Origin of the sequence: Actinomadura sp. 6N118 (genome assembly GCF_044326415.1) — a bacterium.
In the GTDB taxonomy this organism is placed as follows: Bacteria; Actinomycetota; Actinomycetes; order Streptosporangiales; family Streptosporangiaceae; genus Spirillospora.
Window position 1 is genome coordinate 520,417 of the sequence record NZ_JBIRAZ010000003.1, and the last position, 23,604, is coordinate 544,020.

Genomic DNA, 23,604 nt, shown 5'->3' on the forward strand with positions numbered 1-23,604 from the left:
GCAGTGAGTGTCGTCGTTCGCGTCCCGTTACTTCTTGCGCAGCGGGACTACTTCTTGATCAGCGGGACCATCTGCTCGATCGCGTAGGGAATGCTCAGGACGGTGTAGAACGAGAGCGCCGCGCCGATCGGCGGGTCCTGGTAGGTCAGGAACAGGTCGCGGCCCTCCTTGGCGACCTTGAGCTCCTTGTAGACCTTGTCGGCCTTGATGCGCGCGTGCGGTTCCTTGCCGGTGGTCAGCCAGACCAGCCGGTCGACCTCCAGGATGTTGAGTCCCTCAGAGCCGAAGTCGACGACGTTGGACTTGCCGGCCTTCTTGGTGATCTCTTCGGGGACGGTGAAGCCGAGGTCGGCCAGGAACGCCGACTTGGGGTCGCCCTTCTGGAACGCCGAGTAGGCACCGGCCTTGAAGCTGTCGGCCGAGACCGCGGTCTTGCCCGCCCACTGCGGGTTGTCCTTGCGAACCTGCGCGAACTTCGCGTCGATGTCGCTGATCAGCTGCTTGGCCTTGGGCTCCACACCCAGCGCGCGGCCGGCGAGGAGGGTGTAGTCCTTCCACGGCGCGGCGTACGGGTCGTAGCCCTTCGGCTGGGCGACCACCGGAGCGATCTTCGACAGCTGGTCGTACTGCTTCTTCTCGATCCCGGCGTACATGGCGAAGATGAGGTCGGGCTTCAGCGCGAGCAGCTTCTCCATCTTGACGCCGTCCTCGCGCAGCCCGAGGACGGTCGGCTCGGTCCCGCCCCAGGCGCTCTTGGCCCACGGCCAGTCGCTGAACGGCTTGCGCTCGAACCAGTCGACGACGCCGACCGGCTTGTAGCCGAGGGCGAGCACGGGCTCGTGGTCGCTGAGGCCGATCGTGACGATCCGCTCCGGCTTCTTCTTGATGGTCGTCGTGCCGTGCATGTGCTCGACCGTGGCGGGGAAGGACCCTCCGGCGGCGCCCGGTGCGGCCGTGCCGGCCGCCTTGTCGGTGGAGTCCGAGTCGCCGCAGCCCGCGGCGAGCGTCATGCCGAGCGTGAGTGCGGCGAACGCCGTCAGCAGGCGCTTGGCCCGCCGGACGCCTGCGAGTTGCTTGGGGGGTCGAGACATTGCTTCCTCTTTTTTTCGGGCTCGAGTCGAACGCCAGTCGGCGGCGATACTAAGGTAAGCCTTACCTATGTTCAATCCCGGCGGAGGCCTTGCATACCGCCGGTTACTGAGGTATGCCTTGCCTAAAACGGCCAGATCGGATCTTTGTGACACGTGAAAGCACGGCACCCGTGCGCACAGGGCAAGACACAGTGACAGGGCAAGACACAGGGCGGGACGTGGCCTCCCCGGCCGCCGGAACGGCGCCTCCGCCCCGCCCGTTGAGGCGCCCGCTGCTCGTCACCGCCGCCGCCGTCGCGCTGGTCGTGCTGTGTCTCGCGTCGCTGGCGATCGGAAGCCGCTCCATCCCCCTTGACCTGGTCGTCCGTGCGCTCTTCGACCCGGACCATCCGGGCGTGGACCCGGAGACCGAGGCCATCGTCCGGAGCACGCGGATGTTCCGCACGCTGGTCGCCGTGCTCGCCGGAACGGCCCTCGGGCTGGCGGGCGCGGTCATGCAGGGCCTCACCCGCAATCCGCTCGCCGACCCGGGCCTGCTCGGCGTCACCGCGGGCGCCGCGTTCGGCACGGTGGTCGCCGTCGGTGTGTTCGGAATCACCGCGCTGATGGGCTCGATCTGGTTCGCGTTCGGCGGCACGCTCGTCGCGACCGTCGTCGTCTTCCTGCTGGGCAGCCGGGGACGCGGCGGCGCCTCACCGGTCAAGCTCGCACTCGCCGGAATAGCGGTCACCTACCTGCTCGACTCGCTGACGAGCGGCATCGCGCTGACCGACCCCGAGGCGCTCGACCGCTACCGCTACTGGTCGTCGGGTTCGCTGACCGGCCACGATGGCGGCACGCTGCTGCGCATCGCGCCGTTCCTCGCCGCCGGCGCGCTGCTCGCGCTGAGCACCGCGACGGCGCTCAACAGCATCGCCCTCGGCGACGACGTCGCGGTGGCGCTCGGCCGGCGGCTCGGCCTGGTCCGGCTGCGCGCCGCGCTGGCCGTCACCCTCCTCACCGGCACCATCACCGCCGTCGTCGGGCCGATCGTCTTCGTCGGCCTGGTCGTGCCGCACGTCGTCCGGCTCATCACCGGCCCCGACCATCGCTGGCTGCTGCCCGGCTCGATGCTGGTCGCGCCGTGCCTGCTGCTCGCCGCCGACATCATCGGCCGCGTCGTGGCCCGCCCGCAGGAGATCGATGTGAGCCTCGTCGCGGCGTTCCTCGGAGCGCCCTTCTTCATCGCCCTGGTCCGCCGCCGCCGGCTAGCGGAGTTGTAGCCCCATGCTCGGTATCAACGCCGCCCGCAGACCGGGCCGCGCCACGTTCCGCATAGCGCATCCCGCCGTCTCCGGAGTCGTGCGCCCGCGCCTGATCCTCGTGTGGCTGACGCTTGCCGCAGTCGCGTTCGGCGTCTTCTGCACAGCGATCGCGTTCGGGAGCGGCGACTTCCCGGTCGCGCTGCCCGACGTCGTGCCCGCGCTTTGGGGCAGTGGCGACCCCGCGACGCTCTTCGCGGTAAGGGAGCTACGCCTGCCCCGCGCCATGGTCGCGCTGCTCAGCGGCGCCGCGTTCGGCGCCGCTGGGGCGGTCTTCCAGACGGTCACGCGCAATCCACTAGCCAGTCCGGACATGCTCGGCATCACCCAAGGCGCCGGAGCCGCTGTGGCCGCCGGCGTCGCGTTCGGCATCGGCGGCGGGCTGAGCTCGCAGACGCTCGGGCTCGCGGGCGCGCTGACGGCCGGGGTGCTGATCTACCTGCTGGCCTGGAACCGCGGCACGACCGGCTACCGGATCGTCCTGGTCGGCATCGGCATCAGCTGGATGTGCACGAGTGTCACGGTCTACCTGGTCAGCCGCATGGAGCTCTACCAGGCACAGAAGATCGTGGGCTGGCTCGTCGGCAGCCTCAACGACCGCGGCTGGGCCGAGGCACGCCCACTCGCCTTCGCCCTCCTCCTCACACTGCCGATCCTGATCCTGCTCACCCGTCTGCAACGCACGTTGCTGCTGGGTGACGAGGTCGCCGCGGGGCTGGGCACCCCGGTACAGCGCACCCGCCTGGCCCTCGTTCTCTGTGCGTCCGCTCTGGCCGCGTTCGCGACAGCCGCCACCGGTCCCGTCCTCTTCGTCGCGCTGTCCTCGCCGCAGATCGCCCAGCGGCTGGCCCGCACACCCGCACCGCCGCTCACCGCCGCCGCGCTCACCGGCGCGGCCATCGTGCTGGTGAGCGACCTGATCAGCCAGCGGCTCCTGTCCGACATGGTGATACCGGTCGGCGTCGTCACCGGCGTCCTGGGCGCACCGTTCCTGCTGTGGCAACTGGCCCGGGCCAACCGCGCCGGCTCTGGAGGTTGAAACCTGTGACGTTCCTCAAGTCCCGCATGCCTGCCCCGGCACAGGACACCCTCCCTGCTCCCGACCTGCGAGCAAACGGCCTGAAGCTCGCCTACGACGACCGCGTCGTCGTCGAGGACCTCGACCTCACCGTCCCCTCCGGCCAGATCAGCGTCATCATCGGCGCGAACGCCTGCGGCAAGTCGACCCTCCTCCGCGCATTGGCCCGCCTCCTGTCCCCCCGCAGCGGCACGGTGCATCTCGACGGCCGTTCCATCCACTCGATGCCGACGCGCCAGGTCGCCCAGCGCCTCGGCCTCCTCCCCCAGTCCCCCATCGCTCCCGAGGGGCTCACGGTCACCGACCTGGTCGGCCAGGGCCGTTCCCCCCATCAGACCTGGTGGCGCCAATGGTCGTCCGGCGACGAGGACGCCGTCACCGAGGCCCTCCGCGCCACCGCCATGCTGGAGCACGCCGACCGGCCCATCGACGAGCTCTCCGGCGGCCAGCGCCAGCGCGCCTGGATCGCCATGGCCGTCGCGCAGGGCACCCCGATCCTCCTCCTGGACGAGCCGACGACCTTCCTCGACCTCGCCCACCAGATCGACGTGCTCGACCTGGTCGTGGACCTCAACCGCAACGACGGCCGCACGGTGGTCATGGTGCTGCACGACCTCAACCAGGCGTGCCGCTACGCCGACCACCTCATCGTCATGAAGTCCGGCGCCATCGTGACCGAGGGCCCCCCGGCCGACGTGATCGACGCGGACCTGGTCGAGGACGTCTTCGGCATGCGCTGCCAGGTGACCCCCGACCCCGTCAGCGGCACCCCCCTGGTCATCCCCATAGGCCGCCACCACCGATGACTCGACCTCCAGCACGTCTAGGGCGTTCCCTTAAGCGACGTCAGGTCGGCGATGATCTCCGAGGCGGTCACCGGGTCCAGGTCGCCGAAAAGGGCTCCATCGGTTAGCTGGACGGTATCGATCCGTTGCTCCGGCTCGTCGTCCGGGCTGCCGAAGGGCAGACCCGGGTTCACCTCAAGGACGACGCTCCGACCAGCGGGCAGAACGCGGGAGAGCCCGAAACCGGAGCGCTCCCAGCCACGGTGGCGCAGGGCGAGGACCCGCACCGTGCGCACGGTGAGGTCCTCGAAGCGGGCGAGCCGGTCGCTGTGGCGCTCCGCCTCGGTGAGCGCGTAGGTCCCCCTTTCGACTTGGGGGAACGGCTGCAGGATCTCGTAGTCCTCCAGCGTCTCCCGCCAGGCGGCGAGATCGTCGCCGAGGCACAGGGGATGCGCGATGCCGACCGTCGCCGTCTCGGGGAGCGTGAACGCGTCATCGTGGACGTCGGCGAACGTGCGGTCTTCGGCGACCCGGAAGGCCGTCGTCGTGCCGTCCTCCTCGGCCAGCCAGACGAGGCGGCGGGCGATGTGCCAGACCAGGGGATGCTTGACGAACAGGGCCTGGAATTCGGCCGCGCTCCACCGCCGTCGCGCGACCATGGCCCGCTCCAGGCGCCGGATCTGTTCCGCGCCGGCGGTTCGCGCCACCTTCTTCATCGAGGAGAAGCGCTGATGGGCGGCGGGGGCGAGTTCGGTGTCGTCGTTCACACTCGGACGGGGCAGCGTCTTGCGCCGGTGGCCGTCCTCGTCGAGGACGAACGGGACGAGCGCCTCATCGAAGCCGACGGTGAAGCGGCGCGGCCCGTAGTCGAGCGTCATGCTTCCGTCATCGTCCAGCCCGAAGTCCGGCACCGTGCGGTCGGCGAGCTGCTCGGTCGTGAGGCCGAGGTTCCCTGCGATCTCCGCGATCTTGTCCTGGGCCCGGGACTTGAGCCCTTTGAACTTCACCCGCTGCGAGATGCCGTGCAGGTGCATGAGCGCCAGGTCGGTGCCGAGCGCGGCGAGCACGTCCAGGCCCCGCACCGCCTTCTGGTGGCCGCCGTCGCCGGGCCAGACCTGGACCGCGGCGGCCAGCCTGCGGACCGTCTCGTCGTCGCCGAGCCAGGCGAGCTGGTCCATGGCCCAGCCGTCCTTGGCCGGTGCGCCGTGCTGCTCCCAGCGTTCGAACAACGCCCAGGAGAACTCGGCCAAGGAACGGCTGTCGCAGAGTCCTCGGATCACCTCGACGCCCGCGTAGACCTCGTCCGGTTTCGACATCGCGAGCATTGTGATCACGTGACCGGCCGCCGCGACCGGCAGCGCCCGCTCACGGCCGCGCAGCAGGATCTGCGGGAGCGCACCCGGGACGGCCCAGCCCCCCACGGACGGCACCGGGTCCGGGATGTGATCCAGCGGGTCGGCCACCAGCGCCTCGATCGCGTTCGCCGCCTCCGCGCCAAGGTCGCGCGCGGCCGCCACGATCTTCTCGGCACCCACCCGGCAGGCTAGCAGCCGCAGCGCTCGTTCGGCCTGCCTGCGCTTCTTCCCGGGCTTTCCGAGTGCGGAGGGAAAGAGCATCCGGGCCGCGTCGGCGCCATGCCGGTCGAACCAGTCGATCGCCGTCCGCCGGGTCAGCTTCCTGGTGGCCAGCCAGTCGGCCGCCAGCGCTGCGACCTCAGCGTTCAGATACGGGAGGAGAAGTTCTCCGCACTCCTCAGGGAACCGCTTGGCGGCGGCCAGCGTCACTCCCACGACGTCCTCGGGGAATCGGCTCGCCACGCGCTTCCTCCAGTGGATGGGCAACCAGCCGCTCCCCCAGTCGGCGAGCAAGGGCCGGACCACATCCTCTGGTCCCAGCAGCAGTACTTCGATTTCCTCCTGCCAGGAGTAGCCTCCGGATCGGAATCTTCGGGCAGCCTCCTCCCAGTCCATGGCGGCCGCGTCAAGCTCCGGCTGGAAGGGAGTGTTCCAGGCCTCCCGTTCACCCGGTGCCCAGCTCATCGTCACCTCGCCGGGCGGCTCCAGACCCGGAATGACCACCGGATTCTGCCGCTCGCGGGTCCACGGCGGCTGGACGAGCAGCCCTGGCAGGTCATCCGGCTCCGCTTCCGGTATCCGCATGGCGGCCGCGGTGACCTTCTCGACGAGCGCACGGGACTCGCCCGGCAGATCGGCCAGCATCGCCGCGGCCAGATCCGGGTGGGCCTGAACGTGACCGGCGAGCAGGTCGGTGGCGCCCGCCGCGGCCAGCATCCGCAGCGCCCGCGCCGGGAACCTCGTCATCGCCGTGGTCAGCGCCGGCTTGACGTGCTGACCATCGACACGATCGAGCAGCACCTGGAACGTCTCGTCGAAGGGCATCAGGCCGATCACCTTGAGCAGCCGCTTGCGCTCGACGTCGTCGGCGTGGCCGTCCAGGCCCCGGGCGAACAGCGGAAGGGTGTCCGCCCCGGCGGTGTCGGCCAGCGTGACGAGCAGACCCACAGGGTGTTCCTCATGGGCCAGCGTGTTGTCCATTGCAAGGCGCTTCGTGCTGGCGATCGCAATATGCAGCCACTCCAGCTGCCAGGTGGGGCCGCCGTCCAGCCACTCCTGGCAGTCGTCCAGCCAGTCCTGCCGCGCCGGCACCAGGTAGGACGTGACGACCTTCTGATGGAGGGTCCGGCGGTGCTCCGCCAGCCTTTCGACCGCCTCCTCGTAGTCGCGGTCATCGGCCGCCGCCAGCAGGGTGCGCATGCGCCGTGCGCCCTCCAGGCCGAGCCAGGGCTTCTTACCTGTCCGGAACTTGACCTTCGAGCCGGCGACCCAGGTCGCCCCGACCGTGCTCAGCTCGACCAGCGCGCAGGCCGCGAACGCCACGCCATGCTCCACGCACCACGCGTCCACGAGCGCGCTCTGCAACTCCAGAAGATCTTCGGGCATGCTCCCTTTGGACCAGCCGCCGTAACCACTCCGGACCCAGTCGTCCTCGCGCCCATCAAGCTGCTTGTCCGAGATGCCACGTTTGTTGACCCAGGCGCCGCCCTTCCAGATCCAGTCGTTCGGCTTCCCGCAATTGCCGGGTACTGTCCGCGCGACCTTCCACGGAATCAAGGCGACCGCCGCCGCCCCGGCCGGGTCGGCCTCACCGGCAAGGTACCTTCGCGCGGCGTCCGCCCAGTGTCCGCCCGGTGCCACCAGGGCGATCAGCGACTCGGGGTCCGGCCACCCGGCTCTCCACCGCGCCCAAAGCCGCGCCGCGGACCCCTTGTCGGCCTTGATCGCCGGCCCGGGGTGGCCGCCTCGCCGCGGATGCAGCTGCCGCCGCAACTCGGCCGGAAGCACCAGAACATCCTCATCCCGCACCGGGAGATGTTGATCAACCATGCCGCCACACCGTAGGCCACCCGCCCGACAATCCGCGATCTGGCTGGTGTCCGCGGTGGACCCGGCACTGGGCCGCCACCACAGCTGACCGGAATGTCCCCTCGTTGGCCGAAGGCGGGCCACTTGGAGACAACGCGACGCCTTGACCACCTGTACCCCGATGCACTAACCGTGGCGGTACGGGTGCGGCGAGGGGCTCGCACGGGACAGTCACCGGGGTGGTGCCGGATGAGCACGCCGTTCCCACCAGGGTTCAGCGGCATCGACCCCACGCTCATGGACGGGCTGATCAACGAGTTCCGCCGTGGCCACGCCGACATCGCCGGAGCGATGGGGCCCTACCGGCCAAGGCTGGCCCGCTACGGCATCGACACCGCCGCACTGCGGGAGATCGACCAGGTGTGCGCCTGGGTGGACGAGCAGCTGCCGATGCTGACCCGGCGCCGCGACCTGGCGATCGCGCTGGACGACTCGTCCCAACCCGGGCTCGCCTCGGTCGACGAATCCCTCATCCTTTCTCCCTCCCGAGCGAGGCAGATGGGCGCCGAACTCGCCGCCCGCTTCCTTAAATCGAGCGACTACCACGACATCCTCAACGAACTGGGCACATACCGCTTCGACGCCGACTACGCCGCCGCGTTCTTCGCGAGGCTCGGCCCGGAGCTCACCCGCCGGCTACCCGCCCTCATCGAGGCACACGGCCGCGACGGCCACGTCGCACGACAGCTGCGCGAGACCGGCGAGGCGTTCGCAAGTGCCGTGTCCGGCGGCATGGACGTGCCGGGCTTCGGCACGGTCACCCAGGCCATGTTCGACAAGAATCTCCCAGTGGCCGACCGGCAAGGCGTCGCCACACTCGTCTCATACGGATCGTTCCCACCCGAATGGCTGGTCGCACTGGCCCGCCTGCACGCCCTCGAACCGGCCTACCAGCAGTTCACCGCAGGCGGCGCGACGGCCCGCCCAGACCTGACTGCCACCGACTGGCACACCCTGCAGCGGATGTTCCAGGCACTCAGCAACAACCCGGTGGCAGCCCGACTTGCCTTCCAAGGCGTCGCGCACACCTTCCCCCAGCCCAATGGGCGCACTCCCGGCGATCTGACACCGCCCCACCAGCCCGACCTCGGCCACACCCTCGCCACGTTCACCCGGATCGCCAGCCTCGACGAGGCCACCGCCCAGCAACTCGGCCGGGCGCTCTCCGCAGGCGCGGGCGCCAAGGACGAGACCGACGGTGCCCACAGCTCACACTCCGCACGATTTGCCTTCGCCGTAATGACCGCACTCCCCGAAGTGTCCGACCGCCTCCCTGACCCGATGCGCATCGAACTGGCCCGCATCGCCGGTTCCTACGCCACCGAGATCACCGAAGGCGCCAACCTCGACGACCGCGTCACCGACACCGCCTTCGGCAACGTCAAGACCCACACGCCCGGCCTCAAGCCGATGTTCAGCCTCAGCCCGCAGGACACCTACGCCTATCTCAAGCTGTTCGCCGACTCCCCCGAACACATGGCACTCCTCGACCAGGGCATGGGCCGCCTGTCGCACCGTCTGGTGCGCCTGGGCATCCACATCGAAATCGCCAAACAACAAGGCAAGATCCGCCCAGACGCCCCCGGCCTAGAACGCATCATGCAAGCCCTCGGCTACGTCAGCGGCCTCCAGACCCAAGCCCAGAAGACCGTCCAAGGCGACCTGGACGAACGCGACGCCCGCAACCGCGAAATGATGCGCACGCTCGCCGACCTGGGTTTCGACGTTGCAGACGTCTTCGTAGGCGGCCTGCCCGTCAGCGAAGCCGGCGCACAGGCCGTCGAGGCCATCTGGTACGTGGTCACCAAACAGTCCGGACAGACACTCGACGCCATCAAGGACAAGGCCGATCAGAAAACCCGGCTCAGCATGCTGGAGGACAAGGAACTCCAGATGTCACTCGGCCTCCAGCACGCCATGGTCCAGCGCCTCCTCCAGGGCGGCTATCCCCTAAAGGTGAAACCGGCCGACGCGAAGCTCCCCCACCCCGGCCACCTCTTCTGGAACGACGAGGGCCTCATCCCCTACGACGAGATGACCAAGAACCCCAAGATCCTCGACAACTACCTGGCATGGCTGGAGGCCAACGGCCGAGGCGGCGACAGCGATGCGGCACTCGGTCAAGTCGGCGTAAACGCCTCAGGTGCGTTCTCGGGAAAGGCGAAGGACGCGAGCGATACAGCGCGGTTGTGGGAGAAGTCCGAATAGGGCCACCCACTTAACGGTCACGGAGACAGTCAGTACTACCTCCGACTCGTACCACCCCTTGGGTAGGCACCTCGATAGTGAGACTTGTCCGAGTTTGCGGATTTCGCAGCTTCAAGATCGGCTCACCAGGCTTGTCGTAAGTGAGGTCATATCCACCGATGTGGTTCTCCAGTAGGCCAAGGAGTAGAGTCGCCTGATCTCGGGGGGACCGATGGATGTTGTCTCGCTTGGGATCCTTTTTGTCGCCACTTACCGCATAGGTCCGCTTAGCCCTACCCTCGCCACAAGGAATGTTCTTGCCACCCGGGTCGATGATCTTGAGATTCCGGACATTGCCGACCCCAACACCGACAAGTTCGGCGATGTGGTCGTGGAGGGTCTTGTCGGCTTCGGCGACGGTGGGGCCGTCGGGTTTGTCGTCACCACAGGCCGACAGGGCAAACGCCGTCAGGAGAACGAGGGTGCTCACGCGGCTAGAGCGAGGCCTCGGCATGCACATAGAATGCCGGGGTTCCGGCGTCTCCGCCACCGAGGGGGAGGATCGGCGAGCATGACGACTCCCGACATGGTGCCTAACCCGAAGTACCAGGAGCTGGAGCGGCTGCTGCGCAGTCTCAGGCAGGACGCCGAATACGCCGAACGCGCGCTGGACAAGCCGATCAGGCGGATGGCCAGCCGTCAGGTATGGGTGAGCGGCAAACGTGGCGCCGCAGATGCCTTCGAACGTGAGCTCATCGACCAGCGTCACCGGCTCCGTGCGAGCCTTCGCCGCCTGATTCAAGCCACCGAGGACGCCCTGCAACGGACGCCCAAGGAGGTCACGCGCTTGGAAGCGACCCTGTGGAACTGAGCCCAGACCTTATGGCAGGTCGTGGCCTACCGCTTTGATCGCGCCGAGGAAGCAAGCCCACTCGCCCATGGTGAAGGTCAGCACCGGGCCGCCGGGGTCCTTGGAATCGCGTACGCCGCATGCTTCGGCCAACCTGGCGACCTCAACACAGTCATCGCCATCTGGCCGGGAGTGACTGCTCTTGCGCCAGGCAGTTCGGGACAGGCTCATCGAAGTTACGCCCCTTCTGGCGAGTTCGTCCCCTCTGGAGTGAGGGCAACCGTGCACAACGGCTCGTACCTCACCGTTTAGCGCCGAGGCTCACGGGAGGTCGTGGTCATGGGCCTTGACAGAGCTGAGGAAACTGGCCCACCCCTCATGGCCGAAGGCCAACACCGGGCCGTCTGGATCTTTGGAGTCACGGACCGCATGCACCGGCGCGGCCCACGCGACCTCGACACAGTCCTCACCTGCAGGCATTGAGTAACTACTCTTCCGCCAGATGACCGTTGAGAGGTCCATCAGCATCAGTCGATCCCTTCCTGCAGGCGGGCGAAGGTCGCCTCCGGCGAGAGAGCGGCCGCACACAATGTCTCGAACCTGACCCTGTAGCGCTGAGGCTTATGGCAGGTCGTGGCCGTCATTCTTGACAGAGTTGAGAAACGTGGCCCACTCCTCCTGACCAAACCTCAGAACAGGGCCGTTGGGATCCTTGGAGTCCCGGACAGCGCATGACCCCACCGCCCCGGCCACCTCGACACAATCGGCACCACCCCCCTGTGAGTGGCTGCTCTTACGCCAAGTGAGCCTCGTCCACGTCATGTGGCCATCTCCACCTGTTCACTCAAGTAGGTCCGGGTTGCTTCCGGGGACAGCGCAACTGTACACAATCGATCAAATCTATCCATATAACGCCGCAGCTCGCCCTTCTCCTCAAGAAGTCGACCATCGACTGTAGTTTCCAGGTATACGATGTCGCGCTCAGCGGGGTCATTGAAGCCTAGATAGGTGAAGGACTCACCGGCTCCTCGATAGGGGCCCACCTCGGTGCTCACTACCTGGAGCGTCACATGGGGATACTCGGCCGCCTCCAGGAGATGCAGCAGTTGTGATTGGCGGACCTTGGTGGAGCCGACCCTGATTACCGCGTTCTCATCCACCACGGCATGCAACTGGCAAGGGTTGTCCGCGCGCGCAAGGATCTTCTGCCGTTCAAGGCGAGCGCTCACGTGACGCTTGATCTCGGCCGGATCCTCGATACCAGCGGCGATGGTCACGGCCTCGATGTAACCGGCAGTCTGCAGCAGCCCAGGGAGAAAGGTGTTCTGGAAGGTTCTGACTGAGCTGGCAGCGGACTCGAAGCCGGGGAACTCGTTCTGGAAGACGTCGTTATACCTGGTCCACCAACTGCGCTGCCGGGCCTCGCGAGCTAGCCGAATCAGCGCATCGCGATCATCCTCCTCAATCCCGTACACCTCACAGAGGTCGGCCACCGCATCGCTGTTGGGCTCGATCCACTTCGCCTTCTCGATGTAGTTGAGCTTGCTCGGGCTCCAACCGAGCTGATTGCACACATCGGTCGTGGTGAGCCCGACCTCCTTACGAGCCGCAACCAGCTTCCTGCTGAGCGCGCGCTTCTTGATCGTGGGGCTGTAGCCGTCAGCATGGATCTCAGGCATGTATCCACCCTCCCACCCTGCACTCCGAGGGACCTGGCGTTCTGGAATCTGAAATCAGGATTCGAATTTCTACTACACGAGAATCTACCGACTGCCACACTGGGCAACGGTGTCGATACGCCCGGCAACGGGGCTGGGCTAGGTGGTGATCGTGATGCGGGTCCCCCCGACCGGTCCGGCCCCTGGGCCCGGGACGGCGAACTTGGACGGCGGGTGCATGGTGTGGGCGTTGCCGCCGGACGAGACGTGTGCGGGCGTGGCGCGAGCGCGGGTGCGCGAGACGATGCGCGGTCTGGGGTCGTCCGAGGAGTTGGTCCGCGACTCGGCGACGATGGCGTCCGAGCTGGCCACGAACGTGTTCGCGCATGCGCTGGGCGGACGCAACCCACTGCGTGGGCCAGCGGCGTTCGTGCCGGAGTTGTACCTCTACCGGCGCGGCGATCGGCCGGAGCTCGTGGTCAAGGTCTTCGATCGGGTGCCCTGGAAAGGTGCCATGCCGCGACGGCCTGAGGCGGGAGCGGAGAGCGGGCGGGGGCTGGAGGTCGTCGCCGCGTTGGCCGCCGAACATGGTGGGAGCTGGGGCGTGCACCGTACCCGGTCACGACTGGATGCGGCTCCCGGCAAGGTCGTCTTCTTCACCGTTCCGGTCCCGGCGGTCGCCTGGAGAGCCCCGCGCCGAGCTGCTCATCAGGCGACGGACGATCTGGCGGCGACCCTCGCGGCACGTGGGATGGGCCCGCTGCACCACTGTCACGGCTGGGGAATCGCCGTCCTGTCGGTCCGCGCCGGGATCACCGTGTGGACCCGGGGCGAGACGTTCTCGGTCACGCTTCCGCCGCGTGGGACGGTGACGTTCCCGACCTGGGATCTGACCGAGGCCGCAGAAGCCATCGTCCAGTGCGGAGAAGATCTCGATGCAGGGTGATCCCGAGCTGCTGACCACGGCCGAGGTGGCGAGGATCTTCCGGGTCTCCTCATCCACCGTCTCGGGCTGGGCGGCCCGGGGTCTTCTCCCGTACGTTCGTACCCCGTCGGGCCGGCTGCGCTTCCACCGTGAAGACGTGGACCGCTTCACAGGAAGGACCCCTCGATGACCTCCTCATCTGATCCCGCCGTGGCGATTGCGATCAACCTTGCGGTCGTGGTGGTCGGCAGCCTGGTGGGGCTCGCGCTGGCGTTGGTCACCGGCGCTCCGCTTCTGCTGGCACTCGCGGTCGGTGTCGGGCTCGACGTTGCCGCAGCGCTCACGTTCACGCTCGTCCGGAACTAGCGGGAGAGGGCGTAGGAGCTCTGGTACGCGCGGAGGTGGGTGGCGAATGACGAATTTCCCCAAGTGGAGCCAGGTCCGCGCCGACGTCGTCGCAGCGGCAGGCGGCGAGGAAGCGGTGACTGAGGCGCGCAAGCGCAACCAGGCATACGTCGACGGGCACAGGCTCGCCGAACGCGGCACCGACACCCACGCCGCATGATGTCCTACCTGGGCAGCGGCATCATCCTGGGTGCCTCGACGGCGGCGGTCTCAGGCCAGACCGTTCCGGCTACACCGCGTCGTTCGCACCGCTGCGGTCTCTGGCGTCATCGCACAGGCCCACCGCGCCAAGTCGGGAGAGGGCGCTCGCCAGAGGCCACCTCGTACGCCGCACGAGCCTGAAGCCGTGTCGAGTCCAGCGTCGGCAGCGGTGAGCTCTCTGGCGTCACCAGCAGCGGGATCTCCGTGCACACCAGCGCCACCGCGTCACAGCCCCGCGCCGCCAGGTCCTTGATGATCCGTACGTACTCGGCGCGCGATTCGTCGGTGAAGACGCCGTTCACCAGCTCGTCGAAGATGATCTGGTTGACGATCAGCCGGTCTTTCTCATCCGGGATCTCGGCCGCGATGCCGCGGGCGCCGAGAGCGCTGCGGTAGACCGGGCCGTCCATCGTGTACTTGGTGCCGAGCACGCCTACCGAGGTGAAGCGGTTGCGTGCCCCCTCGTCGGCCAGCACCTCGGCGATGTGCAGTCCGGGCAGGGCGAGGTCCGGCCCCGGTTCCTCCAAGGCGATGTGCGCGGTGTTGTCGGGGCAGACGAAGAACTCCGCGCCCGCACGCGCGAGGCGGTCAACGCTCGTCGAGAGGGTCTTGCGCACGGTCGCGTAGTCGCCCGCGTCCCAGGCGGGCATGCTGCGGCCGAACGCGATGTAGTCCATGGTCACGTCGGGCTGCTCGTGGCGGCCGGTGCGCTCGAAGCCCTCCTGGCAGTACGAGAGAAAACTGAGCGCGGCGCCCTCCGTGCTGTGGGCGAGAATTCCCAAATGTCGAGCCGTGTCCATTTCTCCATCCTGCCAAGGGATCAGCGGGAGAGGGCGTAGGACGGCTGGTTCTTGCGGAGGGCGATGGACTCTGCGATCTCGCCTGCGCGCACGGCCGTGTTGGAGAGGAGTGTCGAGGTGATGCCGTGGGTGTGCTCGGTGGCGCCTTGCACGTAGATGCCGCAGCGGACCTCGTCGGAGGTCGCGACGCGGTAGTCGCGCTCGATGCGGAGGCCGCCCTCGGGGAGGCGGTCGCAGTACTTGCCCGCTTCGCCTAGAAGGGTGAGCGGGTCGCCGGGGCGGTAGCCGGTGGCGTAGACGAGGAGGTCGGCGTCGAGGACGGTGCGTTCGCCGGTGGGCAGGAAGTGGACGGTGGCCCGGATGCCGTCCGGGGTCTTGGCCACGTCGACCAGGCGGGAGGCGTTCATGATGCGGAGGCGTTCGACCCCTTGGACTTTCTCCTGGTAGTGGCGACGGTAGAGCTCGTCGATGAGGTCTAGGTCCACTACCGAATAGTTGGTGGACGCGTGGTAGTCGCGCAGCATCCCCTTCACGGGCTCGGACGCCTCGTAGAAGTGGTCGACCGCGATGGGGTCGAAGATGCGGTTGGCGAACGAGCTGTCGTCCGCGGGCGTGTAGCCGTACTTGGCGAAGACGGCGCACACCTCGGTGTCGGAGAAGGTGCTGTGCAGGTGGTCGGTCACCTCAGCGGCGCTCTGGCCGGCGCCGACCACGATCACGCGCTTGGGGTCGCGGAGGGTGGGGAGCCGGTCGAGGAGGTCTTCGCTGTGCCAGACGCGTTCTTCGGTGACGACTCCCTCGGGGAGGAACGGCTCCAGGCCGGCCGCGATGACGAGGTTGCGGGTGCGGCGGGTGGTGAGCTCGTCGGCGCAGCCGCCCGCGCGGACCAGCACGTCGAACGCCTCGACGGTGCCGTCGTGCGTGACCGGGGTGACGGCCACTACCTCGGCGCCGTACTCGACCTCGTCGGTGAAGGAGGACGCCGCCCATTCCAGGTAGTCGTGGAACTCCATCCGCGACGGAAACATCGTCTTGTGGTTGATGAAGTCGACCAGGCGGCCCTTGTCCTGCAAGTAGTGGAGGAAGCTGTATTTGCTCGCCGGATTGCGCATGGTGACCAGGTCCTTGAGGAACGAGACCTGCATCGTCGTGCCCTCGATGAGCATCCCGCGATGCCATCCGAACGCCGGTTGCTTCTCGAAGAAGACCGCGTCGATCGGTTCGCCGCCGTGCTCGCGCAGTGCGATCGCGAGGGCGAGGTTCGAGGGTCCGAAACCGATGCCGACCAGATCGTGGACATGCGTCGAGGCGAGGGACATGGGGGGCCTTTCCGGGAGGGGGCGCGCTCAAAGCGTTTAGGTTAGGCTCACCTAATGAAGGCGAGCCTAACCTGTCCTCTTCCCCCTCACAAGGAGGCACCATGCGGGTCGTGATGTTCGGCTACCAGACCTGGGGGCACCGCACACTGCAGGCACTTCTGGAGTCCGAGCACGAGGTCGTCCTGGTCGTGACGCACCCGAAGAGCGACCACGCGTACGAGAAGATCTGGAGCGACTCGGTCGCCGACCTCGCGCAGGAACACGGTGTTCCCGTGCTGCTGCGCAACCGGCCCGACGACGAGGAGCTGATGATGCGGCTCAAGGAGGCCGACCCGGATCTCATCGTCGCCAACAACTGGCGCACCTGGATCCCGCCGGAGATCTTCAACCTGCCCCGGCACGGCACCCTCAACGTGCACGACTCGCTGCTGCCCAAGTTCGCCGGCTTCTCCCCCATCATCTGGGCGCTCATCGCGGGCGAGAGCGAAGTCGGCGTCACCGCGCACATGATGGACGACGAGCTGGACGCCGGCGACATCGTGCTGCAGCGCGCCGTCCCGGTCGGGCCCGCCGACACCGCGACCGATCTGTTCCACCGGACCGTGGACCTGATCGGCCCCATCGTGCAGGAGTCGCTCGCCCTCATCGCCTCCGGTGAGGCGAAGTTCACACCGCAGGACCGCACGAAGGCCAGCTTCTTCCACAAGCGTTCCATCGAGGACAGCGCCATCGACTGGACGTGGCCTGCGGAAGACCTGGAACGCTTCGTCCGCGCGCAGTCCGACCCGTACCCGAACGCCTTCACCTATTACAAGGGCGAGCGCATCCGCGTGCTCAAGGCCTCGGTCTCCAAGGGCATCTACGGCGGCACTCCCGGCCGGGTGTTCATCCCCGAGGGCGACGGCGTCGTCATCGTCGCGGGCGCCGACGCGCGGCGCGGACGCAACCACGGGCTCGTCATCGAACGCGTCCGCACCGAGGACGGCAAGGACCTCCCAGCCCGCGAGCTGTTCCGCAAAATGGGCGGTTACCTCACCGATGGCGCCTGACGACGTACGAGCGGAGATCGCGGCCACGGTCAAGGAGGAGACCGCCGCCATGACCGCGCTTCTCGCCGAGCTGGTCCGCATCCCGAGCGTCGGCGGCTCGCTCGCCGAGTCCGAGATCCAGGACCGGCTGGCCGAATGGCTGCGCGCCGAGGGACTGGAGACCGACCACTGGGACATCCCGGTGGACGAGGTCGCCGCCGAGCCCGCGTTCCCCGGGATGGAGGCGCCGCGCACGCAGGCGATGGGGCTGGTCGGGCGGCTCCCCGGGGTGGGTGGCGGCCGCTCGCTGATGCTGAACGGGCATGTCGACGTCGTGCCGCCCGGCGAACTCTCCAGTTGGAGCGACGATCCGTTCAGCGGGCGCGTCCAGGGCGGCCTGGTGTACGGGCGTGGAGCCTGCGACATGAAGGGCGGTCTCGTCGCCGCGCTGTTCGCGGTGCGGGCGTTGCGCCGCCTGCCCGTCCGGCTGCGCGGCGACGTGCTCGTCGCGTGCGTGGCGGGCGAGGAGGACGGCGGCCTCGGCACGTACTCCTTGCTGCGCCGGGGCTGGCGCGCCGACGCGTGCGTGATCCCCGAGCCGACCGGTCTGGAGCTGGTCCCCGCCAACGCGGGTGCCCTGACGTTCCGGCTGCGTGTCCCGGGCCGGTCGGCCCATGCCGCCCAGCGCGACTCCGGTGTGAGCGCGATCGAGAAGTTCTGGCCGGTCTTCGCCGCGCTGCGCGCCCTGGAGGCGGGGCGCAACACCGAGGTCGACCCGCTGATGCGCCGCTGGACCATCCCGTACGCGATCGAGATCGGCACCGTGCAGGCGGGCGACTGGTCGTCCACCGTCCCGGGCGATCTGGTGGCCGAGGGCCGCCTCGGCGTCGCGCTCGGCGAGGACACCCGCGCCGCCCGGCACGCGCTGGAACAGGCGGTCGCCGAGGCGTGTGCCTCCGACGGCTGGTTGTCGCAACATCCGGTGCAGGTCGAGTGGTGGGGAGGCAGCTTCGCCTCGGGCCGCCTGCCCGAGGAGGACGGCGGGTTGCTCAGCCGCCTCACCGAGGCGCACATCGCGGTGACGGGCGCGGCGCCCGCGTCGTGGGGTGCCCCTTACGGCAGCGATCTGCGCCTCCTCACCGGGCTCGGCGGTATCCCGACCGTGCAGTACGGCCCGGGCGACATCGACCGCATGCACGCTCCGGACGAATGCGTGTCGATCGACGAGGTGGCCACCGCCGCACAGACGCTGGCCCTGCTCGCCGTCGACCACTGCGGGACCTCCTGAGCGACGGCGTCGATGCGGCGTGTGACAGGATCGGATAGTTCATTCGTGCAACCGAGGAGGTCCTTGTGCGTATCGGCGTGTCGTTGCGAGAACGTTCCGGCCCGGAGGCGCTGGTCAAGCTGACCGACGACGTGCGGCGGGCGGCCGACGACGGGTTCACCTCCGCATGGTTGTCGAACATCTTCGGCCTGGACGCACTCACGGCGCTGGCCGTCGCCGGCAGCCAGGTACCCGGGATCGAGCTCGGCACCGCCGTGGTACCGACCTACCCGCGCCACCCGGCGACGCTCGCGCAGCAGTCCCGCACGACCGCGCTCGCGCTGGGGTCGGGGCGGCTGACGCTCGGCATCGGGCTCTCGCACAAGGTCGTCATCGAGGACATGTTCGGCTACGACTTCGGGCGGCCCTTGCGGCACATGGACGAGTACCTGTCGGTGCTGCTGCCGCTGCTGGACGGGCAGCCGGCCTCGTTCAGCGGCGAGACGGTCCAGGCGCAGGTCGCGCTGTCGGTGCCGAACGAGGGCCGGGTGCCCGTCCTGCTGGCCGCGCTCGGGCCCAAGATGCTGGGGCTCGCCGCCGAACGGGCCGACGGCACCATCCTGTGGATGACGGGGCCGACGACCGTGCGCGAGCACATCGCACCGACGATCACGGCGGCGGCGCAGGCCGCGGGACGCCCGGCGCCGCGGATCGTGTGCGTGCTGCCGGTGGGCGTCACGGGCGACGTCGCGGCGGCGAAGGAGCGGGCGGCCAAGGCGTTCGAGGTGTACGGGACGCTGCCGTCCTACCGGGCGATGATGGACCGGGAGGGCGCGGACGGCCCGGCCGACCTGGCCATCGTGGGCGACGAGGACACGGTCGGCGCCAAGCTCGACGAGCTCGCCAAGGCCGGTGTCACCGACTTCGTGGCGGGCGAGTTCCTGCCGCGCGACGAGGCCGCCCGCACCCGTGACTTCCTCAAGTCGCTCAATCGGTAGCGATGACCTCGTAGAGGTTGCCGGTCATGTCGGCGAAGTAGATCCCCTTGGCGCCCAAGGGGTGGTTCCCGTCGACACGGCCGTTGTCAGGATGAGCCGGATGGTCGCCGAAGGGCGCGCCCCGTTCGCGGAGGCGTGCCAGGACGGCGTCGAACGTGGCCGGGTCGACATCGAACGCCAGATGGTGGCCCGGCTCGTCCGGCGCGGACACGAAGTCGAGCGTGAGCCCGTCGTTCACCTTGATGGGGACGAAGTGCGGGGCGTACGGGTGGGGGCCCGTGAACTCCAGGCCCATGACGGCGGCGAAGAAGCGGGCGGCCTCCTCGTTGTCGGCGGCCGGGACGATGGTGTGGTTGAGGCTGATCGTCATGCTCGTTCTCCTTCGGCGAGCGCCCCGTACAGGAACACCTGGAGCGTCTCCTCCAGGGACGGGACGGGTTGTGCGGGCGGACGGGCACGGCCGAAGACCAGGCCCATGAACATGGCCGCGATCTGCTCCGGAGGCAGCCGCAGCACGTCGCGTTCTGGCTCGAACAGCTCCGTCAGCGCCTCCACGGTCGACCTCATGGCCGAGTCGCGATCGAGGGCGGCCGTGTCGCTCTGGGGTGCCGACTCCCCAGACCCCCCGGGGCCCTCCGCTCCGCCGCCGGCGTGACGGCCTCGGTCGTGGCGGCCTCGGTCGTGGCGGCCGGTGGCGTGCAGGGCGCCGATGACCAGGCCCAGACGTTCGATGTAGGCCTCCATCGCGGCGGCGGCCTCGCGGAGCCGTGCGGGCAGGGGCTGGTCGAGGGAGATGTCGGCGAGCTCCGCCAGAACGTGGTCGGCGCGCAGGGCCTCGGCGACGCAGGCGTCCAGCAGTGCGTCCTTGTCGGCGAACACGCGGAAGATCGTCGCCTCGCCGATGCCGGCGGCGCGCGCGATCTGGCCGGTGGTCACGGCGGTGCCGTGCTCGGCGACCAGCGGCAGCGCGGTCCGGATGATCATCTCGCGGCGTTGCTCGGGGCTCATGCCGGGCGCGCGGCGGCGGGTCGGTCGTTCCACCATGCCGGGGAGGCTACGGAGTGAGTACTCACTCCGTCAAGCTCGAGGCCGTGACGAGGGGCTCCGGCGGCTGCTGCTAACGTTGCGGTTCACGCGCGTCATGGAGCGAAGTCCGGTGTGATCCCGGCGCTGTCCCGCAACTGTGATGCCCTTCGAGGATTCCCTCCCGAACGGCCGAGCCAGGTCGCCTCCGCACGCGCCGATGACACTCGACCCTCGCGGAAGGGGCGATCCGTCTCCCACGGGTCACGCCTTCCGGCCAGCCTTGGAGGCCCCCTTGCGACCCGCACCGAGACCCGCAGTGAAACCCGCGCTGAGGCCCGCGCTGAGGCCCGCTCTGAGGCCTGCGCCGAGGCTCGCGCTGAGGCACGTGCGTTCCCTGCGCGCCGCCGTTCTGGTCGGTGTGATGGCGTTGTCCGCCGCCGCGTGCGGCGACACGACCGAGTCCGGCGGCGACAAGGCCTCCGGCGCCGCGGGCAAACCGGTCACCGTCCAGGCTGCCAACGGCGCGGTCACGATCCCCGCGACGCCCAAGCGGATCGTGTCGCTGTCCCCGACCCACACCGAGACGCTCTTCGCCATCGGCGCGGGCAAACAGGTCGTCGCGGCCGACGAGTACTCCACCTTCCCGGCCGGGGTGCCCAAGACCAAGCTCTCGGGCTTCAAGCCCAACGCCGAGGCGATCATCGGGTACAAGCCCGATCTGGTGGTGCTGTCGGACGACCTGGACGGCATCGTGAAGGCGCTGACCAAGGTCAAGATCCCCGTCCTGCTGGAGCCCGCGCCGACCAAGCTGGACGAGGCGTACGACGAGATCACCGACCTGGGCCAGGCCACCGGCCGCGCAGCCGACGCCAAGAAGCTCACCGACGGCATGCGCACGAGCATCCAGCAGGCCGTCGCGGCGGCCAAGCCCGGCGCCGCAGGCAAGCCTGCCGGGAAGCAGCTCAGCTACTACCACGAGCTCGACAACCAGCTCCACACCGTGACGTCCAAGACGTTCATCGGCCAGGTGTACGGGCTGTTCGGGCTGAGCAACGTCGCCGATAAGGCCGAGAAGGCGGCCGGCGGCTACCCGCAGCTGTCCCGCGAATACCTGCTCAAGAGCAACCCTGACCTCATCTTCCTGGCCGACACCAAGTGCTGCGGGCAGAACGAGGCAGCCGTCGCCAAGCGGAGCGGCTGGCAGGACCTCACCGCCGTCAAGGACAAGAGCGTGATCCCCCTCGACGACGACATCGCCTCCCGCTGGGGCCCGCGCCTGCCCGAGTTCGTCAAGGTCATCGGGGCCGCGGTGCAGAAGGCGTCCGCCGGCGCGTGACACCGGCTCGGCTGCGGCCTCTTCAGTTCGGCGGCGCCGTCGCGGTGCTGGCGGCGACGATGCTCGCCGCCCTCTTGGTGGGCGCGGCCGACCTTCCGGTGACCGGCGTCGTGAAGGCGCTGCTCGACCGGGTGCCGTTCGTCGACGCCGACTCGGGACTGAGCACCGTCGAGCGGAACGTGCTGTTCGAGTTGCGGCTGCCCCGGGTGTTGCTGGGCGCGATGGTGGGCGGGCTGCTGGCCATCGCGGGTGCCGGTTACCAGGGGGTCTTCCGCAACCCGCTCGCCGACCCGTACCTGCTCGGCGCCGCCGCGGGGGCCGGGGTCGGCGCCACGCTGGTGATCGTGGTGGTCCCGGGCGACCCGGCGTTCGCGATCCCGCTCGCGGCCTTCGTCGGCGCGATCTCCGGGGTGTTCCTGGCGTACGCGCTCGGGAGCACGGCGGGCCGGGGGAACGGGCCGGGCGCCGCCACGCTCGTGCTCGCCGGGGTGGCGGTGTCGAACTTCCTCGCCGCCGTGCAGACGTTCCTGCAGCAGGCGAACGCGGAGGAGCTGCAGCGGATCTTCTCGTGGATCCTGGGCGGGCTGGGCCTGGCCGACTGGCCCACGCTCGCCATGATCGCCCCGTACGCGCTCGTCTCGACGGTCGTGCTGCTCCTGCACGGGCGGCTGCTGGACGTGCTCAGCGTCGGCGAGGAGGAGGCCAACTCGCTGGGTGTGTCGGCCGCGCGCGTGCGGCTGATCGTGCTCATCGCGGCGTCGCTGGCCACGGCGTGCGCGGTGGCGGTCAGCGGCCTGATCGGGTTCGTCGGGATCGTGGTCCCGCACGCCGTGCGGCGGCTCGCGGGCGGCTCGTACCGCGTGGTGCTCCCGCTCTCGCTGCTGCTCGGCGCCGCGTTCCTGGAGCTGGCCGACCTCGTCGCCCGTACGGTCGTCGCCCCCGGGGAGCTTCCCTTGGGCGTGGTGACGGCGTTCGTGGGCGCGCCGTTCTTCGTGGTCATCCTGCGCGCAACCCGCAGGCAGGTGGACACATGACGATCGCGGTACGGGACCTGAACGTGGAACTGGACGGCCGTCCGGTGCTCAAGGGCGTCTCGCTGGAGGTGCCCGGCGGGTCGTGGACGGCCGTCATCGGGCCGAACGGCGCGGGCAAGTCCACGTTGCTCCGCGCGATCCTCGGCCTGCGGCCCGGACGCGGCGAGGTCGAGGTGGCGGGCACCGACCTGCGCACGCTCAAGCCGCGCCAGCGCGCGCGAGTCGTCGCGTACGCGCCGCAGATCCCCAACCTGCCGGTCGGCATGACGGTCTTCGACTACACGCTGCTCGGCCGCTCCCCCTACATCCCGCACCTGGGCCGCGAGAGCACGCATGACCGGGCGGTCGCGTCCGAGGTGCTCGAACGCCTGGACCTGACCGGGCTGGCCGCGCGTCCCCTCGACCATCTGTCCGGTGGCGAGCGCCAGCGGGTGGTGCTCGCCCGCGCGCTCGCGCAGCAGACCTCGGTGTTGCTGCTCGACGAGCCGACCACGGCGCTCGACATCGGCCACCAGCAGCAGGTCATGGAACTGATCGACCAGCTCCGGCTGGCCGACGAGCTGACGGTGGTGACGACGATCCACGACCTGACGCTGGCCGGGCAGTACGCGGATCGCCTCATCCTGCTGTCGGCGGGTCAGGTGGCGGCGGCCGGTCCACCCTCGGAGGTGCTGACGGCGACGGCGATCTCAGAGCATTTCGACGCGCGCGTGCGCGTCTCCCCTGGGCCCGAGGGCCGTCCGAACCTCTCCCTGGAGCGCCCATGAAATTGGAAAAGCGTCCCTGACCTTGGACAAGGTCGTGCACCGGCCGCCGCCCCGGTGCGGCGGCCGGTGCTGGGCCGATGCTTGGAAGAACGCGTCACCTCCTCC

At 69.0% G+C, this 23,604-nt stretch carries 25 protein-coding genes and 1 riboswitch; of the genes, 15 read left to right on the forward strand and 10 right to left on the reverse strand.

What is annotated here, in order from left to right; translation table 11 throughout:
* Nucleotides 1-47 precede the first annotated feature (47 nt).
* Complete coding sequence (locus ACH34W_RS10125; RefSeq protein ID WP_395960505.1) at nt 48-1,091, reverse strand: iron-siderophore ABC transporter substrate-binding protein; 1,044 nt, start codon at nt 1,089-1,091, stop codon at nt 48-50.
* Nucleotides 1,092-1,309: 218 nt separating this feature from the next.
* Between ACH34W_RS10125 and ACH34W_RS10130 the strand changes: the two genes are divergently transcribed.
* Genes ACH34W_RS10130 through ACH34W_RS10140 form a run of 3 tightly spaced genes read left to right on the forward strand, consistent with a single transcriptional unit; the run spans nt 1,310 to nt 4,276 of the window.
* Entirely contained in the window at nt 1,310-2,353 is a 1,044-nt protein-coding gene (locus ACH34W_RS10130; RefSeq protein ID WP_395960506.1) for a FecCD family ABC transporter permease, read from the forward strand.
* Between the two features lie 4 nt (nt 2,354-2,357).
* A complete protein-coding gene (locus ACH34W_RS10135; protein WP_395960507.1) occupies nt 2,358-3,431 on the forward strand; it encodes a FecCD family ABC transporter permease in 1,074 nt (357 codons plus the stop codon).
* Nucleotides 3,432-3,457: 26 nt separating this feature from the next.
* Complete coding sequence (locus ACH34W_RS10140; protein ID WP_395960627.1) at nt 3,458-4,276, forward strand: ABC transporter ATP-binding protein; 819 nt, start codon at nt 3,458-3,460, stop codon at nt 4,274-4,276.
* A gap of 17 nt (nt 4,277-4,293) precedes the next feature.
* Here the strand turns inward: ACH34W_RS10140 and ACH34W_RS10145 are convergent, their stop codons facing one another.
* Nucleotides 4,294-7,659, reverse strand: a complete 3,366-nt coding sequence (locus ACH34W_RS10145; RefSeq protein WP_395960508.1) for a DUF4132 domain-containing protein — start codon at nt 7,657-7,659, stop codon at nt 4,294-4,296.
* 228 nt (nt 7,660-7,887) lie between these two features.
* On the opposite strand from ACH34W_RS10145, the gene ACH34W_RS10150 reads away from it, so the two are divergent.
* Nucleotides 7,888-9,906 carry a hypothetical protein gene (locus ACH34W_RS10150; protein ID WP_395960509.1) on the forward strand — a complete coding sequence of 673 codons (2,019 nt, stop codon included), beginning with the start codon at nt 7,888-7,890 and terminating at the stop codon, nt 9,904-9,906.
* Nucleotides 9,907-10,456: 550 nt separating this feature from the next.
* Nucleotides 10,457-10,756 (forward strand): hypothetical protein, encoded by a 300-nt coding sequence (locus ACH34W_RS10155; protein WP_395960510.1) that lies wholly within the window; start codon nt 10,457-10,459, stop codon nt 10,754-10,756.
* A gap of 9 nt (nt 10,757-10,765) precedes the next feature.
* Here ACH34W_RS10155 and ACH34W_RS10160 read toward each other — a convergent pair whose 3' ends face one another.
* From ACH34W_RS10160 to ACH34W_RS10175, 4 genes are all read right to left on the reverse strand, one after another.
* Entirely contained in the window at nt 10,766-10,966 is a 201-nt protein-coding gene (locus ACH34W_RS10160) for a DUF397 domain-containing protein (RefSeq protein WP_395960511.1), read from the reverse strand.
* A 90-nt stretch (nt 10,967-11,056) separates the two neighbouring features.
* Nucleotides 11,057-11,263, reverse strand: a complete 207-nt coding sequence (locus ACH34W_RS10165) for a DUF397 domain-containing protein (protein WP_395960512.1) — start codon at nt 11,261-11,263, stop codon at nt 11,057-11,059.
* 93 nt (nt 11,264-11,356) lie between these two features.
* Nucleotides 11,357-11,557, reverse strand: a complete 201-nt coding sequence (locus ACH34W_RS10170) for a DUF397 domain-containing protein (RefSeq protein WP_395960513.1) — start codon at nt 11,555-11,557, stop codon at nt 11,357-11,359.
* Complete coding sequence (locus tag ACH34W_RS10175) at nt 11,554-12,414, reverse strand: helix-turn-helix domain-containing protein (RefSeq protein WP_395960514.1); 861 nt, start codon at nt 12,412-12,414, stop codon at nt 11,554-11,556. The genes ACH34W_RS10170 and ACH34W_RS10175 overlap by 4 nt, the downstream gene beginning before the upstream one ends.
* 151 nt (nt 12,415-12,565) lie before the next feature.
* On the opposite strand from ACH34W_RS10175, the gene ACH34W_RS10180 reads away from it, so the two are divergent.
* Genes ACH34W_RS10180 through ACH34W_RS10195 form a run of 4 tightly spaced genes read left to right on the forward strand, consistent with a single transcriptional unit; the run spans nt 12,566 to nt 13,883 of the window.
* Nucleotides 12,566-13,339 carry an ATP-binding protein gene (locus tag ACH34W_RS10180; protein WP_395960515.1) on the forward strand — a complete coding sequence of 258 codons (774 nt, stop codon included), beginning with the start codon at nt 12,566-12,568 and terminating at the stop codon, nt 13,337-13,339.
* Nucleotides 13,329-13,508 carry a helix-turn-helix domain-containing protein gene (locus tag ACH34W_RS10185; protein WP_395960516.1) on the forward strand — a complete coding sequence of 60 codons (180 nt, stop codon included), beginning with the start codon at nt 13,329-13,331 and terminating at the stop codon, nt 13,506-13,508. Before ACH34W_RS10180 ends, ACH34W_RS10185 begins: the two co-directional genes overlap by 11 nt.
* On the forward strand, nt 13,505-13,684 hold the full coding sequence (locus ACH34W_RS10190; protein ID WP_395960517.1) for a hypothetical protein: 180 nt from the start codon (nt 13,505-13,507) through the stop codon (nt 13,682-13,684). Before ACH34W_RS10185 ends, ACH34W_RS10190 begins: the two co-directional genes overlap by 4 nt.
* Before the next feature lie 46 nt (nt 13,685-13,730).
* Nucleotides 13,731-13,883: a hypothetical protein gene (locus ACH34W_RS10195; RefSeq protein WP_395960518.1), complete on the forward strand. Its 153-nt coding sequence runs from the start codon at nt 13,731-13,733 to the stop codon at nt 13,881-13,883.
* Nucleotides 13,884-13,989: 106 nt separating this feature from the next.
* Here the strand turns inward: ACH34W_RS10195 and ACH34W_RS10200 are convergent, their stop codons facing one another.
* Together ACH34W_RS10200 and ACH34W_RS10205 are read right to left on the reverse strand one after the other, a co-directional pair.
* The gene (locus ACH34W_RS10200) at nt 13,990-14,724 is read right to left on the reverse strand and encodes an aspartate/glutamate racemase family protein (RefSeq protein WP_395960519.1); all 735 of its coding nucleotides are present in this window, start codon (nt 14,722-14,724) and stop codon (nt 13,990-13,992) included.
* A 20-nt stretch (nt 14,725-14,744) separates the two neighbouring features.
* Complete coding sequence (locus tag ACH34W_RS10205; RefSeq protein WP_395960520.1) at nt 14,745-16,043, reverse strand: lysine N(6)-hydroxylase/L-ornithine N(5)-oxygenase family protein; 1,299 nt, start codon at nt 16,041-16,043, stop codon at nt 14,745-14,747.
* A gap of 101 nt (nt 16,044-16,144) precedes the next feature.
* Between ACH34W_RS10205 and ACH34W_RS10210 the strand changes: the two genes are divergently transcribed.
* From ACH34W_RS10210 to ACH34W_RS10220, 3 genes are all read left to right on the forward strand, one after another.
* A complete protein-coding gene (locus tag ACH34W_RS10210) occupies nt 16,145-17,092 on the forward strand; it encodes a methionyl-tRNA formyltransferase (protein ID WP_395960521.1) in 948 nt (315 codons plus the stop codon).
* Nucleotides 17,082-18,359, forward strand: coding sequence for an ArgE/DapE family deacylase (locus ACH34W_RS10215; RefSeq protein WP_395960522.1), 1,278 nt, complete (start codon nt 17,082-17,084; stop codon nt 18,357-18,359). The genes ACH34W_RS10210 and ACH34W_RS10215 overlap by 11 nt, the downstream gene beginning before the upstream one ends.
* Nucleotides 18,360-18,424: 65 nt before the next feature.
* Complete coding sequence (locus tag ACH34W_RS10220) at nt 18,425-19,336, forward strand: LLM class F420-dependent oxidoreductase (protein ID WP_395960523.1); 912 nt, start codon at nt 18,425-18,427, stop codon at nt 19,334-19,336.
* Here ACH34W_RS10220 and ACH34W_RS10225 read toward each other — a convergent pair.
* Together ACH34W_RS10225 and ACH34W_RS10230 are read right to left on the reverse strand one after the other, a co-directional pair.
* Nucleotides 19,326-19,706 (reverse strand): VOC family protein, encoded by a 381-nt coding sequence (locus ACH34W_RS10225; RefSeq protein ID WP_395960524.1) that lies wholly within the window; start codon nt 19,704-19,706, stop codon nt 19,326-19,328. The genes ACH34W_RS10220 and ACH34W_RS10225 overlap by 11 nt on opposite strands.
* On the reverse strand, nt 19,703-20,380 hold the full coding sequence (locus ACH34W_RS10230; protein ID WP_395960525.1) for a TetR/AcrR family transcriptional regulator: 678 nt from the start codon (nt 20,378-20,380) through the stop codon (nt 19,703-19,705). The genes ACH34W_RS10225 and ACH34W_RS10230 overlap by 4 nt, the downstream gene beginning before the upstream one ends.
* 65 nt (nt 20,381-20,445) lie before the next feature.
* A riboswitch (cobalamin riboswitch) is annotated at nt 20,446-20,587 on the forward strand.
* A gap of 160 nt (nt 20,588-20,747) precedes the next feature.
* On the opposite strand from ACH34W_RS10230, the gene ACH34W_RS10235 reads away from it, so the two are divergent.
* From ACH34W_RS10235 to ACH34W_RS10245, 3 genes are read left to right on the forward strand one after another with little or no spacing between them, the layout of a single operon-like run.
* Nucleotides 20,748-21,698 (forward strand): ABC transporter substrate-binding protein, encoded by a 951-nt coding sequence (locus ACH34W_RS10235; RefSeq protein ID WP_395960526.1) that lies wholly within the window; start codon nt 20,748-20,750, stop codon nt 21,696-21,698.
* Nucleotides 21,695-22,732, forward strand: a complete 1,038-nt coding sequence (locus ACH34W_RS10240; protein ID WP_395960527.1) for a FecCD family ABC transporter permease — start codon at nt 21,695-21,697, stop codon at nt 22,730-22,732. The genes ACH34W_RS10235 and ACH34W_RS10240 overlap by 4 nt, the downstream gene beginning before the upstream one ends.
* Nucleotides 22,729-23,499 carry an ABC transporter ATP-binding protein gene (locus ACH34W_RS10245; RefSeq protein WP_395960528.1) on the forward strand — a complete coding sequence of 257 codons (771 nt, stop codon included), beginning with the start codon at nt 22,729-22,731 and terminating at the stop codon, nt 23,497-23,499. The genes ACH34W_RS10240 and ACH34W_RS10245 overlap by 4 nt, the downstream gene beginning before the upstream one ends.
* Nucleotides 23,500-23,604 lie beyond the last annotated feature (105 nt).

Coding starts and splice junctions, on each gene's coding strand:
- ACH34W_RS10200 (WP_395960519.1), bottom strand. CDS start 14,724: ATGGACACGGCTCGACATTTGGGAATTCTCGCCCACAGCACGGAGGGC.
- ACH34W_RS10225 (WP_395960524.1), bottom strand. CDS start 19,706: ATGACGATCAGCCTCAACCACACCATCGTCCCGGCCGCCGACAACGAG.
- ACH34W_RS10155 (WP_395960510.1), top strand. CDS start 10,457: ATGACGACTCCCGACATGGTGCCTAACCCGAAGTACCAGGAGCTGGAG.
- ACH34W_RS10170 (WP_395960513.1), bottom strand. CDS start 11,557: ATGACGTGGACGAGGCTCACTTGGCGTAAGAGCAGCCACTCACAGGGG.
- ACH34W_RS10230 (WP_395960525.1), bottom strand. CDS start 20,380: ATGGTGGAACGACCGACCCGCCGCCGCGCGCCCGGCATGAGCCCCGAG.
- ACH34W_RS10160 (WP_395960511.1), bottom strand. CDS start 10,966: ATGAGCCTGTCCCGAACTGCCTGGCGCAAGAGCAGTCACTCCCGGCCA.
- ACH34W_RS10135 (WP_395960507.1), top strand. CDS start 2,358: ATGCTCGGTATCAACGCCGCCCGCAGACCGGGCCGCGCCACGTTCCGC.
- ACH34W_RS10150 (WP_395960509.1), top strand. CDS start 7,888: ATGAGCACGCCGTTCCCACCAGGGTTCAGCGGCATCGACCCCACGCTC.
- ACH34W_RS10185 (WP_395960516.1), top strand. CDS start 13,329: ATGCAGGGTGATCCCGAGCTGCTGACCACGGCCGAGGTGGCGAGGATC.
- ACH34W_RS10215 (WP_395960522.1), top strand. CDS start 17,082: ATGGCGCCTGACGACGTACGAGCGGAGATCGCGGCCACGGTCAAGGAG.
- ACH34W_RS10210 (WP_395960521.1), top strand. CDS start 16,145: ATGCGGGTCGTGATGTTCGGCTACCAGACCTGGGGGCACCGCACACTG.
- ACH34W_RS10190 (WP_395960517.1), top strand. CDS start 13,505: ATGACCTCCTCATCTGATCCCGCCGTGGCGATTGCGATCAACCTTGCG.
- ACH34W_RS10175 (WP_395960514.1), bottom strand. CDS start 12,414: ATGCCTGAGATCCATGCTGACGGCTACAGCCCCACGATCAAGAAGCGC.
- ACH34W_RS10140 (WP_395960627.1), top strand. CDS start 3,458: ATGCCTGCCCCGGCACAGGACACCCTCCCTGCTCCCGACCTGCGAGCA.
- ACH34W_RS10245 (WP_395960528.1), top strand. CDS start 22,729: ATGACGATCGCGGTACGGGACCTGAACGTGGAACTGGACGGCCGTCCG.
- ACH34W_RS10195 (WP_395960518.1), top strand. CDS start 13,731: ATGACGAATTTCCCCAAGTGGAGCCAGGTCCGCGCCGACGTCGTCGCA.
- ACH34W_RS10125 (WP_395960505.1), bottom strand. CDS start 1,091: ATGTCTCGACCCCCCAAGCAACTCGCAGGCGTCCGGCGGGCCAAGCGC.
- ACH34W_RS10205 (WP_395960520.1), bottom strand. CDS start 16,043: ATGTCCCTCGCCTCGACGCATGTCCACGATCTGGTCGGCATCGGTTTC.
- ACH34W_RS10145 (WP_395960508.1), bottom strand. CDS start 7,659: ATGGTTGATCAACATCTCCCGGTGCGGGATGAGGATGTTCTGGTGCTT.
- ACH34W_RS10165 (WP_395960512.1), bottom strand. CDS start 11,263: ATGCTGATGGACCTCTCAACGGTCATCTGGCGGAAGAGTAGTTACTCA.